General features: G+C 52.8%; 13 protein-coding genes. 3 read left to right on the top strand and 10 right to left on the bottom strand.

Annotation, left to right across the window (positions count from 1 at the left end; translation table 11 throughout):
• Positions 1–54 precede the first annotated feature (54 nt).
• Positions 55–1,227: a benzoate/H(+) symporter BenE family transporter gene (locus ETA_RS10970; protein ID WP_012441698.1), complete on the top strand. Its 1,173-nt coding sequence runs from the start codon at positions 55–57 to the stop codon at positions 1,225–1,227.
• Here the strand turns inward: ETA_RS10970 and cobB are convergent.
• The 5 genes from cobB to lolC are packed head-to-tail and all read right to left on the bottom strand — an operon-like array spanning position 1,177 to position 6,166.
• Complete coding sequence (gene cobB / locus ETA_RS10975; protein WP_012441699.1) at positions 1,177–2,088, bottom strand: Sir2 family NAD+-dependent deacetylase; 912 nt, start codon at positions 2,086–2,088, stop codon at positions 1,177–1,179. The two genes, ETA_RS10970 and cobB, sit on opposite strands and share 51 nt — an antisense overlap.
• A gap of 11 nt (positions 2,089–2,099) precedes the next feature.
• Complete coding sequence (gene nagK / locus ETA_RS10980; protein ID WP_012441700.1) at positions 2,100–3,011, bottom strand: N-acetylglucosamine kinase; 912 nt, start codon at positions 3,009–3,011, stop codon at positions 2,100–2,102.
• Positions 3,012–3,025: 14 nt separating this feature from the next.
• Entirely contained in the window at positions 3,026–4,270 is a 1,245-nt protein-coding gene (gene lolE, locus ETA_RS10985; protein ID WP_012441701.1) for a lipoprotein-releasing ABC transporter permease subunit LolE, read from the bottom strand.
• Positions 4,270–4,974: a lipoprotein-releasing ABC transporter ATP-binding protein LolD gene (gene lolD / locus ETA_RS10990; RefSeq protein ID WP_012441702.1), complete on the bottom strand. Its 705-nt coding sequence runs from the start codon at positions 4,972–4,974 to the stop codon at positions 4,270–4,272. Before lolD ends, lolE begins: the two co-directional genes overlap by 1 nt.
• Positions 4,967–6,166: a lipoprotein-releasing ABC transporter permease subunit LolC gene (lolC, locus tag ETA_RS10995; RefSeq protein ID WP_012441703.1), complete on the bottom strand. Its 1,200-nt coding sequence runs from the start codon at positions 6,164–6,166 to the stop codon at positions 4,967–4,969. Before lolC ends, lolD begins: the two co-directional genes overlap by 8 nt.
• A 582-nt stretch (positions 6,167–6,748) precedes the next feature.
• Between lolC and ETA_RS11000 the strand changes: the two genes are divergently transcribed.
• A complete protein-coding gene (locus tag ETA_RS11000) occupies positions 6,749–8,143 on the top strand; it encodes a GGDEF domain-containing protein (RefSeq protein WP_012441704.1) in 1,395 nt (464 codons plus the stop codon).
• Between the two features lie 281 nt (positions 8,144–8,424).
• On the opposite strand, the gene ETA_RS11005 is transcribed toward ETA_RS11000, so the two are convergent.
• The 4 genes from ETA_RS11005 to ETA_RS11020 form a co-directional block, all read right to left on the bottom strand.
• Positions 8,425–10,173 carry a hypothetical protein gene (locus ETA_RS11005; protein ID WP_012441705.1) on the bottom strand — a complete coding sequence of 583 codons (1,749 nt, stop codon included), beginning with the start codon at positions 10,171–10,173 and terminating at the stop codon, positions 8,425–8,427.
• Positions 10,174–10,622: 449 nt separating this feature from the next.
• The gene (locus ETA_RS11010) at positions 10,623–10,994 is read right to left on the bottom strand and encodes an antiterminator Q family protein (RefSeq protein WP_012441706.1); all 372 of its coding nucleotides are present in this window, start codon (positions 10,992–10,994) and stop codon (positions 10,623–10,625) included.
• Between the two features lie 695 nt (positions 10,995–11,689).
• A complete protein-coding gene (locus ETA_RS11015; RefSeq protein ID WP_012441707.1) occupies positions 11,690–11,962 on the bottom strand; it encodes a hypothetical protein in 273 nt (90 codons plus the stop codon).
• A gap of 168 nt (positions 11,963–12,130) precedes the next feature.
• Positions 12,131–13,087, bottom strand: a complete 957-nt coding sequence (locus ETA_RS11020; RefSeq protein WP_042958971.1) for a chemotaxis protein — start codon at positions 13,085–13,087, stop codon at positions 12,131–12,133.
• Between the two features lie 627 nt (positions 13,088–13,714).
• Here ETA_RS11020 and ETA_RS20595 point away from each other — a divergent pair.
• Positions 13,715–13,837 carry a hypothetical protein gene (locus ETA_RS20595; protein WP_012441709.1) on the top strand — a complete coding sequence of 41 codons (123 nt, stop codon included), beginning with the start codon at positions 13,715–13,717 and terminating at the stop codon, positions 13,835–13,837.
• A 630-nt stretch (positions 13,838–14,467) separates the two neighbouring features.
• On the opposite strand, the gene fliE is transcribed toward ETA_RS20595, so the two are convergent.
• Complete coding sequence (gene fliE, locus ETA_RS11030) at positions 14,468–14,779, bottom strand: flagellar hook-basal body complex protein FliE (RefSeq protein WP_012441711.1); 312 nt, start codon at positions 14,777–14,779, stop codon at positions 14,468–14,470.
• Between the last annotated feature and the right edge of the window lie 23 nt (positions 14,780–14,802).

The following is a 14,802-nucleotide window of genomic DNA, read 5'->3' on the forward strand; positions in this document are numbered from 1 at the left end:
GCACGATGCTACGTTGTACGCTATTGCGTCCAAGAGCCATCTGAGGAACCGTCCATGCGCTCACCCCAGCCTTTGTGCCCCCCCACCTTCCCGGCCATTGTCGCGGGACTGGTTGCGGTGCTGGTTAGCTACACCAGCTCTGCGGCGATTATCTTTCAGGCGGCGGCGGCGGCCGGAGCCAGCGCAGCACAGACCGGAGGCTGGATAACGATACTCGGACTGGCTATGGGTGCCACCACGCTAGGCCTGTCGCTGTGGTATCGCGCCCCGGTTCTCACCGCATGGTCTACGCCGGGAGCGGCTCTACTGGTCACCAGTTTGCCAGGCATCCCTCTCAATGAGGCAATTGGCATTTTTGTCTTCGCCTCCGCTCTGATCCTGATTTGCGGCATTACCGGGCTTTTCGCCCGTATGATGAACGCTATCCCACAGGCCGTTACCAGCGCAATGCTGGCCGGTATTTTGCTGCATTTCGGCATCAATGCCTTTACGGCTTTGCAGGTCAACTTTGTTCTCAGTGGCACCATGTGCCTGGTCTGGATGCTGGCACGCCGCTGGCTGCCGCGCTATGCCATCGTGTATAGCCTGCTGGCCGGATTGGCGGTGGCTGCCTTTCAGGGCAATGTGAACCCTGTCCATACGCCAGCCATGCTGACCCCGGAGTTCATTGCCCCCCACTTTAGCCTGTCTTCGCTGTTGGGGATTGGCGTGCCGTTCTTCGTCGTGACCATGGCGTCGCAAAACGCGCCGGGCATAGCCGCCCTGAGGGCGCACGGCTATACGCTGCCCGTGTCACCACTGATTGCATGGACAGGACTGACCGCCCTGCTGCTAGCCCCGTTCGGCGGATTCAGCGTCTGCATTGCCGCCATCACGGCGGCTATCTGCATGGGGGAGGATGTGCACAAAGACCCCCAGCGGCGCTATTGGGCAACCGCTTCGGCCGGGGTCTTTTATCTGCTGGCGGGGATATTTGGTGGGGCCATTGTTGGCCTGTTTGATGCGCTTCCCACGGCGTTGATCCAGACCATTGCTGGCCTGGCATTGCTCGGCACGATTTCCGCCAGCCTCCAGCGAGCGCTGAGTGACGAGCGCCAGCGTGACGCCGCGGCGATCGCTTTTCTGATCACCGCGTCGGGCGTCAACCTGTTGGGAATAGGCTCTGCATTCTGGGGATTAGTCGGCGGCGTTATCGCCCACCTGATCCTCACGCTGCGCAAGCGCTGACGAGTGCTCGCCGTCGCTCAGGGTAATCGGCCGGGCAATCATTTTCAGCACGTTATGCACCCATTCCGGCACCACCTGAGTCGCCAGTCCGTACTGCTTCTGCTCGAATTCGCTGCCAACCTGGCTGGGTTCAAGATTAAGCTCTACGGTATGTGCACCCTGCAGGCGAGCCTCGTGCACAAAGCCCGCTGCCGGATAGACGTGCCCTGAGGTGCCGATGGCCACGAAATAATCTGCGGCGGCAATCGCCGTGTAAATTTCGTCCATCTGCAATGGCATTTCGCCGAACCACACAATATGTGGGCGCAGCGTCGACGGGAACTGGCAGCAGTGACAGCGATCGTCGGGTTTAACATCTTCGTTCCAATGCAGGATCTGGCCGCTGCTGGCACAACGTACCTTCAGCAATTCCCCGTGCATATGGATAACGTTGCGGCTACCTGCACGTTCGTGAAGATTATCGATATTCTGCGTCACCAGGAGAAAACGATCGCCCAGCGCCGCTTCAAGTTCCGCCAGCGCCTTGTGCGCGGCGTTCGGCTGTATCTCCGGCTGTTGTAGCTGACGGCGGCGCTGGTTATAGAACGCCTGCACCTGCTGCGGATTGCGGGCAAAGCCCTCCGGGGTGGCAACATCTTCTACCCTGTGGTCCTCCCACAGTCCGTCTTCAGCGCGAAACGTTTTGATACCCGACTCGGCGGAAATACCCGCCCCGGTCAGCACCACGATGCGCGGTAGCGGGTGCCGGGCAATCTCAATATTACGGTCGCGTTCAAAAATGCGCTGACGGAAACGCTGGTGTACCTGACGTCGGGTCTTTTTGTAGCGTGCCAGTCTTAAGCGACGGCGTGGTGTGCGCATCATTAAATCCTCTAAAACTTTAGGTGCAGGAATGCGGCACCGCGCATTCCTCCTGCATCGCCATGACGTGCCCTTTCAAAGCGCGGCGGCCGGGCAACCGGTAACAGATGAGAACTCACTCGCTCTGACAGGCCGTCATACAGCGCATCAAAATTGGACAAACCGCCGCCCAACACCACCAGGTGCGGGTCCAGCAGCGTAAGAATATTGCCCAAACAGACGGCTAACAGCTCACGATAGCGTTCAGTGTGTGCCAGCGCATCGGTATCTCCCTCATAATAACGACGGATGATCTCCGGCGCACTGTGTGTCTTCTGATAAAAATAGTGCCACAGCCAGGAAAACCCGTTTCCTGAAAGATAGCCTTCAATACAGCCATACTTGCCGCAACCGCAGGGCAACAGCGGAATATCACGGCCAAGTACACGCAATGCGTCTACCGGCAGGCGCATGTGCCCCAGCTCGCCGACCACGTAATTGCGCCCGGTAACCGGTTTACCGTCAACAATCAGCCCGCCCCCCACGCCCGTGCCGAGGATCATCCCCAACACCACCGGATATTGCATAAATTCGTCATCCCAGGCTTCGGACAAGGCAAAACAGTTGGCGTCATTATCAATGCGCACTTCCCGGCCAAGCCGGGCGCTGAGATCGGCCCGCAGCGTGCGGCCCCGTGCCGCCGGAATATTGGCGCTAAAAATCGTGCCGTCATCCGCTATCGGTAGCCCCGGCACGCCAATGCCCACGCTGCCCCGTACGCCGCAAAATCCATCCGCCTGCTGCGTCAGCGTGTCGATCGCCGCCAGCAGCTGCGCGTAGTCATCCTTAGGGGTGGCAACCCGCCGTTGCCAGATAAGCTGGCGATGCGCGTTATACACGCCCAACGCGATCTTACTGCCGCCAATATCAAAACCGTAAAACATCCAGCCCCCTGGCGCTACTGGCCGCTAAGTACCCGTGCCGGGTCGATACGGCTGGCGCGCCGGGCCGGATACCAGCTGGCTAACAGGCTGAGCAGCAGCGACGTTAGCAGTACAATAGCGACATCACTCCAGTGCAGCTCTGAGGGAAGAAAATCGATAAAATAGATATCCCCCGACAGGAAATGATAACCGGTTACCGCTTCAATTGCGTGAATGACTGACGTCAGGTTGAGGGCGGCCAGCACCCCCACCACTACGCCACTCACGCTGCCCACCAGCCCGGCAAGCAGTCCGTACCAGACAAAAATAGCGCGTATCAGACCATCTTTGGCCCCCAGAGTGCGCAGCACCGCGATATCACTGCTCTTGTCTTTGACCGCCATCACCAGCGTGGAGACGATATTAAAGCAGGCAACACCGATCACCAGCACCATCGCCAGATACATGATGGCGCGGATCATCTGAATATCGCGATACATGTAACCATATGTCCCCATCCAGCTGCGGATATAGACGTATGAATGGGTGACTTCGCCTGCCTGGCGGACCAGCGCCGCCGCGTTAAACGGGTCGTTCGCTTTGATGGCAATGCCCGTGACGTTATCCCCCATGCCCAACAGCCGTTGGGCATCATCCAGCGGCACCAGTGCCAGGCTGTGATCGAGCATGCCGCTGAGCTTAAGTACTCCGGCCACCTGTAGACGCACCCGCTTCGGCTGCAACAGTTTATGCCCGGCATCGCTGTTAGGGATCATAATGGTCAGCCAGTCCCCCTGTTTGAGCTTCAGGCTGTCTGCCACTCCCTGGCCCAGCAGGATCTGCTGCTTACCCGGCGCAAAATTTTGCCAGGCATCTCCCTGCACATAGGATGGCAGCGCGCTAAGACGGCTCTCCTGCTGCGGATCGACGCCTTTCACCTGAACGGCCTGTAGCTTACTGCCACTCTCAATCAGTCCGGTAAAGTTGATATAGGGGGCCGCTGCCGCAACGCCCGGAACCTGCGCGATCTTTGGCAGCAGCGCCTGCCAACCGCTAAATGGCTGATTAACCGGCTCGATTTCGCCGTGAGGAACCACCGCCAGAATGCGATGATTGAGTTCACGCTCAAAGCCGTTCATTGCGCTAAGACCAATAATTAATACGGCAACGCCCAGCGCAATCCCCACGGTGGAGATCGCCGATATCAGCGAGACCATCCCCCCGCGCCTGCGTCCACGGCTGAAGCGCAGGCCCAGCAATAGTGAAAGAGCCCCCGCCATCAGACACGACCCGCCAGGCTCATTTGTTCGTTTAGCTGGCCGTCACGCATTTCCATCTGACGGCGCAGACGTTTCGCCAGATGCAGATCGTGAGTCACCACCAGAAAAGCCGTGCCCTGCTTTTGATTCAGTTCATTTAACAGCTCGAATATCGCATCGGCATTGCGGGCATCCAGATTGCCGGTCGGTTCATCGGCCAGTACCAGGCGCGGATTATTGACCAGCGCACGGGCTATCGCCACGCGCTGGCGTTCGCCACCGGAAAGTTCAGACGGGCGATGCGCCGCGCGGTGCTCAAGACCGACCGCTTTCAGCATTTGCGCCGCCCTCTCCTGCGCCTGTGTCTTGGCCGTTTTGGCGATCAGCAGCGGCATCGCCACATTTTCCAATGCGCTGAAGTCCGGCAGCAGATGGTGGAACTGATAGATAAAGCCCAGCTCGCGGTTGCGCAATGCGGCTTTCGCCGCGGATGACATGGCATTCAGCGAGTTGCCGTCGAACAGGACATCGCCAGAGGTCGGCGTATCCAGACCACCCAACAAATGCATCAGGGTGCTTTTCCCTGAGCCGGAACTTCCGACGATGGCCGCCATCTCGCCCGGCCGTACGCTGAAAGTCACGTTGCGGAGCACATCGGTGTGCACGCTGCCTTCCTGATAGCGCTTACACAGGTTGTCGCACTGCAACAGGATTTTGTTACTCATAACGTAAAGCCTCAGCGGGTTGAACGGCGGCCGCGCGCCAGGATGGATAAAGTGTCGAAAGCAGTGCCACCACGATGGCGGTAGCGGTAATGGTGGCGACCTGGGTCAAAGAGATGTCAACCGGCAGCGCGCCCCCGTCGAGGAAAGCGCCCAACACCGGCATTAAATTATCGAGCTGGCTGGCAAGCAGCACGCCAAGCAGCGCGCCGAGCAGCGAGCCAACGATGCCCGCCGTTGCGCCTTGTACCATAAACAGCGCGACGATTTGCCGACGCGTCAGCCCCTGGGTTTGCAGGATCGCCACCTCTCCCTGCTTCTCCATAATCAGCAGGCCAAGAGAAGTCACAATATTGAAGGCTGCCACGGCAATAATCAGGCTGAGCAACAGCCCCATCATGTTTTTTTCCATTTTAACCGCCTGGAACAGCTCGCCCTTGCGCTCGCGCCAGTCTTTCCACACCAGAGATGTTGGCAACGTCTGTTGGCTAGTGCTGTCAACCTGCAACGGTTTATCCAGCCACAGCCGCCAGCCGGTAATATGACCCGACGGGTAGCGCATCAGACGTGAAGCGTCCTGCTGATTCACGAGAACCTGATAGCCATCAACGTCGCTGTTGGCAGAGAAAGTTCCGATCACGTTAAACAGGCGCTGGCTGGGAATGCGCCCCATTGGCGTAAACTGGCTGGCGGACGGCACCATCAGGCGCACCTGCTCACCGATCTTCAGCCCGAGCTGGCCAGCCAGCTGTTCACCAACGATCACATTATACTGGCCGGACTGCAGCTGTTGCTGCTTCACGTTGACTAAAAAAGGCGTGAGCGGGTCGGCCTCATCCGGATTGATGCCCAGCATAACGCCGACGCCCACGCTGCCAGCGCTCTGCAGCACCACTTCGCCGGTAGATAATGGCGTAATACGGCTCACGCCGGACAAATGCAGGCTGCTGGCAGGCGTCTGCCGGGGATCAATGGAGCCTGATTCGCTGGTGATTAAAGCCTGAGGCATCAGGCCAAGCGTATTTTTCTCCAGCTGATGCTCCAGGCCATTCATGACGGACAGTACGGTTATCAACGCCATGACGCCCAGCGTAATGCCGATGGCCGAAAGCCAGGAAACAAACCGACCGAAGCGGTCTGAGCCACGCCCGCGCATGTAGCGCAGACCAATAAATAAGGCGACAGGTTGATACATGGCATCCGTCTTTTGTAATAGCGGTAAACAGTTGCAGGAATGATAAAGGTTAGCACCGCGTTATGGAACCACTAAGCCCCTGACTCTGCACATTGTTTCGCCAGTGGCCTGAAAATTTGATGTGAAACTGTAAAAATCCTTCCTGCCGCGCTCAATATGACTTCGCCAGAGATCGTGCAGCGATATGTTCCTCCCATCGCAGTACAAACTGACGACAAGGCACCCCATGAAAAAGCAGCGGTCACAATAAGGATAATCTGGAAGTATCATAAATCGGCTGATAACGAGCTCTTTTATTCGCTCGCCTGGATTTTTTGCGTTATATGTTGCTGCACCTCAAGATCCTGACCGCATAACGGATGAGGCAGAGCCCCCTGAATGACTATTCGTTAAGAGAACGCGTAAATGAAACCGCCTGTGATTATAAAAAATCGATAAACTGCATGCAGCCGGGCACCATGCGTCTTTATAAAGGGATAAATTTCCTCCGTTTTACTGATATCGTTCTTTGGCCAGGCACGCAACCAGCTTGAGACCCGACCGTCACGTGAGCGACTCGTTTTCACCGTCATGAGCTGAAAGATGCCAAAGAAAACTTATAACCTGAATCAGGCCATCATTTTATTCATTCTTGCCATGATGCTGTCGACTATCGGCCTTGCATCACGTGACATTGCCTCGCTGTCGCTATTCTGGCCCTGTAATGCCGTATTTCTGGGATTACTAATCCGCTTTACCTCGCTGGATAAACCCGGCAACCTGCTGGTGCTCTTTTTCGGCATGTTATTTGCGGACCTCTGCTACGGCACCGAAATTGGAGTCGCTATTGGCCTCAACGTCGCCAATATCGTTTTTATTGCCACCGCGCGCTGGGTACTGCTCACCAGGCACTTCAACCGCACCCGCCCACGACGACTACAGGCTTTGCTGCACCTGTTTCCGGCATCGCTGTGCGGGGCGGCAGCCTGCGCGCTGGTTGGTGCCTTTATCAGTCGACATTATTTTGATGACCAGCTGTTAAATGCCTGGTCCTCGTGGTTTTCAGAACAGATGTCGACCTCGATTCTGCTGCTGCCGCTGGTCATCAGCCTGCCGCGCCGCGACCAGCTCCCCCAGCTCATCGCGGTGCTGCGCGACAGCAGTATTCTTCCTCTGCTGACGCTACTCGTGACTATCGCCGGCGCGATCTGGCTCGGAGGAGGCGGTAGCCTGCTCTTTCCCCTGCCGGCATTACTCTGGTGCGCCATCAGTTATCCGCTGTTTATCACCTGCCTTCTGACCATGATGACCGGCATCAGTGAAATTATTTTGGTTGCCGGCAATGTACTCAGCATTCAGGGCAAAGGTTACCTGTTTCGCATCGACAGCCTGTCATCGGCCCGACTTGGCGTGGCGGCCATGCTAATCAGCCCGCTGATTGTCAGCCTAAGTACCATCTCAAATAAAAAGCTGGTGGCGCGCATTACCCGACGTGCTGACTATGACTTTTTAACCGGCGCACTGACCCGCAGCGGTCTTTCAGCGAAACTGGATCTGCTGGTCACCGGACGCAACAGGCCGCCGTGTTTTTCTGGCGCAGCGCTGGTGATAGACATCGACCGTTTTAAAGACATCAATGACACATGGGGTCACGCGGCAGGAGACTATGTACTGGCTAAAACCGCAGAATGTTTACGTGCGGCGTTACCGCAGTCGGCGTTGGTTTGTCGTATGGGCGGAGAAGAGTTTTTGATTTTGATCGAGGGGATTGCACAGCCACGCTCGTTGCTGCTGGCCAATCGATTACGACGACACGTTGAAAGAAACAAAGTTTTATTTAATGGCAATGACCTGAGCGTCACGGTCAGTATCGGCATTAGTGCACTGAACATCAGTAACGTGAATAGCCTTGACGAGTCGATTATGCGCGCCGATGAACAGCTCTACATCGCTAAAAGCAGCGGCCGTAATCAGGTAAGGCCGGAATTTGTCTTATAATAACGCCACTTCGTCGGCGTACTGATGACCCTGCAGTGGATTGGCCCCGTATCCCGGCAGGCTGACTTCGACGAGTAAATTATAGCGGGGCCAGGACGCCCCGTAGAATGTCGAAAATACTGTGTATACCTCGACAGCGTTGCCCAAAATCAACGGGTGTTGTATTGAGTCGATCCTGAATCGATCCCAGACCTTCCATGCGCCTACTACGAGGCTTAAGCATCGAGGTAGATTGAGCGTCTTCAAATCACCAATGATCGAACCACAACCTTGAATTTGCTTTAATAATAGGCAATTTTCCTGTCTGTTCCGTTAATATTCACCGTCATATAGCCGCTGGGCGTCAGATCGGTCGGCACATTTGCCGTAGCGGTGGCTATTGTCAATACCCCTTCCTCATTCGCCCCTACCCCTGCCAGGCCATTATGAAAACTTATACGCGCGGCCGGAGATACCGTTCCAATGGTGTTAAGATCCTCAACCTCATCCAGATCGGGGGTAAATAATGAACAGACGCCAGACTCAAAGCGTGTTGGCCCGGTGGATGACAGGTTAAACAAGGTATCGCCACTATTGGCCTTCAATTTTATCCAAATTTCAGATGTGGTCGTTCCAATACGGTTGTATTTAATGTCGAGTACCGCCGGTAATCCGTAATGGCGGATGTCGCCGTAAATCGCCTTAGCGCAGCGTGAAATCGCGAGAAAGCTGGTGCCTGAAGAGATTGCCGTGACCGGATTGCCGGCAATTCCGCTTATTTCTTCATTGGTCAGTTTGCCTGTCATCTCAACAATCCACTGCTGATTTTCTTTCGGCATAAAAACTTTGCCCAGTTTGTACCACTTATCGCTGGCAGAACTGTTGGTTATTCTGTAGCCGCTGTGCCAGCCCACCCGTAAGGTGCCCGTCATCTGCGTGCCAAAACTTTCATCCCGACGCCAGCCGGTTTCAAAGCCGGACAGCCAGCGATCGGCGGTGCTGTTCACGCTGACCGAACCGCCCGATTGAAGATTGAGTTGACGGATCTGTACGCGTGCATTGTCGAGGATCAGCGGATTATCACAATCTTCCAGACTCAGCGCTTCCATCAGCCACTGGCCATTATTCAGGTCGCCGGGAAAACGGGTGTGTTCTATCCAGACATTACGCAGAATCCCCTGAGTGACACGCGGCATCATCAAGGTCGCATCTGCGTAGCCATGCTGAAAGTTTGCATTCGACAATTCTATCGCCGTTGAATGATCCCATACGCCGTTTGCGCTGCCAGACCAGCCGACGTCGAAAATCCGCCCGTAGGTGTTATTGGTATAAATCCGGTCAAAGCAGGTATCAAAAGTATCAAGTAATTTAAATACCGTGCCACCGTTGTTCTGTGCACGAAAACAGCTGACCTGAACGACCTCTCCTGCAGTGGTGATATTTTCAAAAAAAGGTTGTTGGTTGCTGCACATTTCGGCCGATATTGCCCCCTGGTGAGTGACAACATCGGCACTGGCGCGGCCGTCCCAGCTCATTCCTTTAATGACCACGCGTCTGGCCTGAACCTTGAATACGGGTTTGGTCGACATGTCGGAGACAATGGTCGTACGCGGTATCACGCCCTGTGGATCGTCGTCACCGTAAAGATAGAACAGCCGCATTTCACTGGCAGAGACATCGACGGGGTGAATTAGAAAATGACCGGCGGGGAATCGGACCCCGATACTTTTATCCTTAGCATTGACGCCTAACGCCCAGTCCAACATTAATTTACATGCCGGACTGTCATCGGTGAGGGCGTCACCTCTCGCGCCAAAGTGGAAGATGTTCAGTTCTTCTACGCTATGACTCACGCGCTTCCAGTAAAATCCCTCCCCCACGGCCAGCGTACCGCCGTCATCTACCGGCAGCACGGTTGCGGTAAATCCAACAAAATCACCCCCGCCACGAAGGCCGGGATCCTCTTCGTAATAACTTGCTAAACGCGCTATTTCACCAGACTTAGTCGGTTCGGTGAGGCGCAGTTCAGCAAAAGAGTTAACTTGGATCATAATAACCTCCAGGACATTGCACGGCTGTGCAGCGCCTTATTCAGGATAAACGAGAAGAGTTAGGTTAATTGAGCTTTAAAGAGTGGTATGGCAGTTTATGCTGTGCACTTATCCATGAAGCCTCTCTATAACCAAACAAGACGTTGTAATTCCACGGCACCGCACGCACATCAAAAAAATCGACATCTATCTACCACTCCAAATAACCTGCGTAATTTCTAATACAAATACGACGTCTTACTATTGCGTACGTTTGCATCGATACCCCGACGAACTCCTTTTCTTACCGTAAGGCTGTGAGCACCCTAAAAAATAATTAATAAAATTAAGGCACGCGCCGGGATGTTAGAAATCGATACTAATAGCGTATAACGGAAATTGCGTACGCAACGGTCAACGAAACGAATAATCGATAAATTAACGTATGATATGTTGATAAGAAGAATTAACTACGCAAGGTTTTCACATTCAAGCTCACTCTCCAAAGCGGTCAACACTCCGCAGATAAAGCCTTCCGCCGTCTGGATCTTTCTGCGAATACTCCCGTCCGCGCAGCGTCGTCGCCGGGCTATGGAGCGCAGAGAAATCTGATAGAGATAGTGAGCAACCAAAATATCATGCTGCTCTTTAGATACTTTCGCCAACCGGCTAATGCAGCTATCAATGATAATGCCATCATCATCACTGCACTGAAGCCTGCTGCTGGCATGGTGGGTAATTAATCCTCTGAAACCTGACGCCACGGGGGCATATCCCAGCCTGCGTTCACCCAATGCAGCCCATCCCCCCCATCGTCTTAATAATAGTTTGATGTCTCGCATAGGTAGCTCCTTGCTAAATTTAGATGCAACGCCAACGCCGCTGGCAGGCCAAAGACGAAGTCGTTGCCGTAGGCCGTACGATCTCCAGTGAATAACTGGATCTACTGATAGCTGGCAGAATAAAAAGGATTACTCTTTGCCAGTAAGCGTCAGATCGGTGCTTAAAAAGGCTGACTGGTATCTGAATCTATTATTATATGTCCATCCCTCATGACGCCGGATATTTCATCTGCGCACGCGCTTTAATTTTCCCTGTATAACACCACGCAATAGTTAAATCTATAGATACTATTACTTATAGCAAAAAGTATTATTTATTTTTTAATAGCGAGATCATAAAAATGACTGATATTGAGAAAGGCATAAATCATTCCCTTATTGATAGCCGGGAAATCTCATCTGGACATCAGACAGATACTACTAAGAAAAATTAAGGAGCACTTGCATTTAGACTTTTATAGCGAAAAAGACGCACCGATAGAGGGATGAGTGGACGAGTTCAGTCAAAATGCGCTGAAGAGTACGGCAAGACTGAAGAAGATCCTGTAGGTTCGATGATCAATAATAATTAAATGGTCAATACATGCCGAGATGTCACGAGGGGATCAATATAATTGATTGTATTTAGAGGCTAATTTGATTCATATCATGGTATGGAAGCGTTAAAACAGGCCACGATGTGCGGCCTGTCGGGTTTAACAATCACTTTTGCTGTCAAGCTCATCACTTTGCATAGACTCAATAAACTCACGTTGTTCGGTAGTCAGATCCCAGTCATCCAGATTGGGCACTTCCACCCTTCTGTCTTCCTCGACATCTTTTTGAGAAGATGAGGGGTTGTCGGTCATATTGTTAGCAAATTTTATTTTTTTATCCATAAACTCTGTTAATGAACATGAGTCAGAAAGAGAGTTCAACTCGCGCGCACATTCCCGGTACAACTCTCTGAACGTTTCTCTCGCTGACACGTTCCAGTCTCCCTGTTAGAAATGACAAATTATATTTTAGGTTTTTTTTGCACAGAAATAAGTTAATTATTCTAATATTTAATAAACTAATGAAACAGAGCGCTCTTTATAAGACTCTGATAGTAAAAAATGCAGCAAAGCGCCTGAGGGATCGTCGCGCAGCGGCTTTTATAGCTCTGCGTCTTCCAGAACCTTAGAAATGACCGCAGAGAGCTGCTTTATTTCAAACTTTGCCACATAGCCGTTGGCTCCAACTTTACGCACGTGGTCTTCGTTGGCACTGCCGGAGAGTGAAGAGTGGATCACTACTGGAATATTTTTAAGATTCGGGTCGCTTTTAATATTACGCGTCAGGGTGAAACCATCCATTTCTGGCATTTCAAGATCGGTTAATATTAAGCCGATTTTGTCATGGATAGAAACCCCTTCGGCCTGCGCTTCCTGATACATCTGCTTGATTTTCACCCATGCTTCCAGACCCGTGTTATACATCATCGCTGGGATGCCCATCGCTTTCAGCCCTTGCTCAAGCATCTGGCGAGCGACTTTAGAATCCTCAGCAACAATCGCTACTGCATTAGCACGCAGTCTGAACGACTTCGCATCAATGTCGCCCTCCTTCACTTCCCGCACTGAAGGAATGATGTCGTGCAGGATCTGCTCAACATCCAGCACCATTGCCATTTTATTCTGATTATCCAGGCAGGCAATGCTGGTGATATTACGCGTACTGACACCCGATTCAGCGGCTCGCACCTGGTTCCAGTCCAGCCTGACAATGTCTTCTACCGACTCAACGGCAAACGCCTGGGTACTGCGCGCGTATTCGGTGACCAGTAACAAGTTTAGCCCGGTCTCTGGGGTACAACCCGCAACGGCCGGCAGGTCGATGACGGGGATCAGCTGACCGCGAATATTAGCCATGCCGAGCAAAGGAGACTTCATTCCGGCAGCGCGGGTTATGTTTGTCATCGGCACGATTTCGCGCAGTTTAAACACGTTTATGCCGAATAATTCAGGCTGTTCATCCTGATAAGCGGCCCCCAGACGGAACAACAATAGTTCAAATTTGTTCGATAATGCGAGATTCGCTCTCTCATCAATCTCTTTCTGAAAGTTATCCATGTCTACCCCAAGTCTATTGTTCATTATTGTCCACTGACGCGGCGCAACGCTATCAGGCATCGTTTTCGTTGTTATCGGCAATAGTGAGAAAAAATACAGGGGGGATTTGACAGGATCGGTTAATCAGGCAGAGATAAAACCAGAGAAAAGCTCTCTCCTTCTGGCTTTCAAACTCCGGCAGTCAAAATGTTATCACTGTTCGAAACAGAAGATCTCTCCTGCGAGGCAGGCAATAGAAACAGATGGTGATTCGCTCACTCTTTTATACGGACCCATCCGGGTGGCAACAAGGCCCTGTCCAGACGGCGAGCAATTATGTTATGGCTTATTGTGATGTTAGTTTCCCAGGCGTTGGTCATTCGCTTACCGCTGTGGTTGTGGCCAACTGTGATCCCAACCAAAGGCTGACAGCACCCCGGAGCTGACTAAATAAACGCCAGCGGCCAGAATGAGTAAAACGACAAATAATTCAATATAATTAATAACTTTAGGGTTTATCATAGGTGACACCTCGCATCTTGTTTTGGTAATAACCTAATGAAAACTTAGAACGTTACCGGTAAACTTGCAATATAAACCGTGAAGAAACCCCATAAAAAATATTAATCAACATTACGGACATGCATCATGCACCTGTTTAAAAACTATACCCCCCCTTCACCTGATGACCTGACCTTGCTTAAGGAGTCGCTAAAGCACACCGGACGCGAAATGGCGGATTTAGCCGGAGTGGCCAGCAATTCACAATAGCGCAAATATACCGGAGGGGTATCACCCCGCGCTATGTCTCCCCATATGCTGTTTTTTATCGCGGCTCAACTCGCGCTTAATGAGGATGATCTACGGCGCGTGATCGCCAAAATGATGGAAATTGGCGCGGTCGTGGCGTGATATTGCTGAGTGCGATGCGCACAGCAGGGTGAGTCTGTCTGAATACCTGTCGATGAGGATGGAACGATTATGCGGGATACGGGATGCCCTTACCCTCTTCTTCTTCCTGTGGTTAGCGCCTTAAGGTTGTAGGAAACGGCCAGAGAGGTCGCGCAAAAACTCGCCGTGGTAGCGAGCAGAAACTGGGGTAGCGGCATACCATCCCTTGCGCCACCCCGTATTATGGTTTTCTGTGCAACCTGGCGAAAAATAACAGCAGAAGTTCCGTCATTAGTGTGCAAAGGGATAGGTCTCGCTGCGTGATAGTTAACTCACGGGGCAAAGATATCCATCATGCTCGACCGGATAGAAATCACAAGATGACAGAGGTCAGGATGGAGCGCCATAGAGCAGAGAGGAGGATAAAGTGTTAAGCCGCTTTGCCCCGCTGATGCCCCACAACGGAAGCGTGCAGGGTAAGGTTAATCTTAACTTATAATATTAAAAAAATTAAACCTGCATATTCATGATGTCGCTATACGCACTGACCAGCTTGTTACGTACCTGGATGCCCATCTGCATAGAGACACTGGATTTCTGAAGGTCGACCATCACATCATTCAGTGAGACCCCCTCCTTCCCCATTTCAAACGCCTGCGCCTGACTGCGGGCGGCAGTTTGCGTTTCGCTTATCTTATTCAACGCCGCCTTCATTTCTGCGCCGAAATCAGCCGAAGAGGCATCGTCAGTTTTGCTGCCGCTTGCCTGAAGAGCCGCCGTCTGCATTGCCTGCATCACACTCTCAATACCCTGAATAGCCATGATTACTCCCGGATAGATGCCAA

The organism is Erwinia tasmaniensis Et1/99, assembly GCF_000026185.1.
GTDB lineage: Bacteria > Pseudomonadota > Gammaproteobacteria > Enterobacterales > Enterobacteriaceae > Erwinia > Erwinia tasmaniensis.

Coding starts and splice junctions, on each gene's coding strand:
- ETA_RS11005 (WP_012441705.1), bottom strand. CDS start 10,173: ATGATCCAAGTTAACTCTTTTGCTGAACTGCGCCTCACCGAACCGACT.
- lolC (WP_012441703.1), bottom strand. CDS start 6,166: ATGTATCAACCTGTCGCCTTATTTATTGGTCTGCGCTACATGCGCGGG.
- ETA_RS11000 (WP_012441704.1), top strand. CDS start 6,749: ATGCCAAAGAAAACTTATAACCTGAATCAGGCCATCATTTTATTCATT.
- ETA_RS11020 (WP_042958971.1), bottom strand. CDS start 13,087: ATGGATAACTTTCAGAAAGAGATTGATGAGAGAGCGAATCTCGCATTA.
- fliE (WP_012441711.1), bottom strand. CDS start 14,779: ATGGCTATTCAGGGTATTGAGAGTGTGATGCAGGCAATGCAGACGGCG.
- lolD (WP_012441702.1), bottom strand. CDS start 4,974: ATGAGTAACAAAATCCTGTTGCAGTGCGACAACCTGTGTAAGCGCTAT.
- nagK (WP_012441700.1), bottom strand. CDS start 3,011: ATGTTTTACGGTTTTGATATTGGCGGCAGTAAGATCGCGTTGGGCGTG.
- cobB (WP_012441699.1), bottom strand. CDS start 2,088: ATGCGCACACCACGCCGTCGCTTAAGACTGGCACGCTACAAAAAGACC.
- ETA_RS10970 (WP_012441698.1), top strand. CDS start 55: ATGCGCTCACCCCAGCCTTTGTGCCCCCCCACCTTCCCGGCCATTGTC.
- ETA_RS11010 (WP_012441706.1), bottom strand. CDS start 10,994: ATGCGAGACATCAAACTATTATTAAGACGATGGGGGGGATGGGCTGCA.
- ETA_RS20595 (WP_012441709.1), top strand. CDS start 13,715: ATGCACCTGTTTAAAAACTATACCCCCCCTTCACCTGATGACCTGACC.
- lolE (WP_012441701.1), bottom strand. CDS start 4,270: ATGGCGGGGGCTCTTTCACTATTGCTGGGCCTGCGCTTCAGCCGTGGA.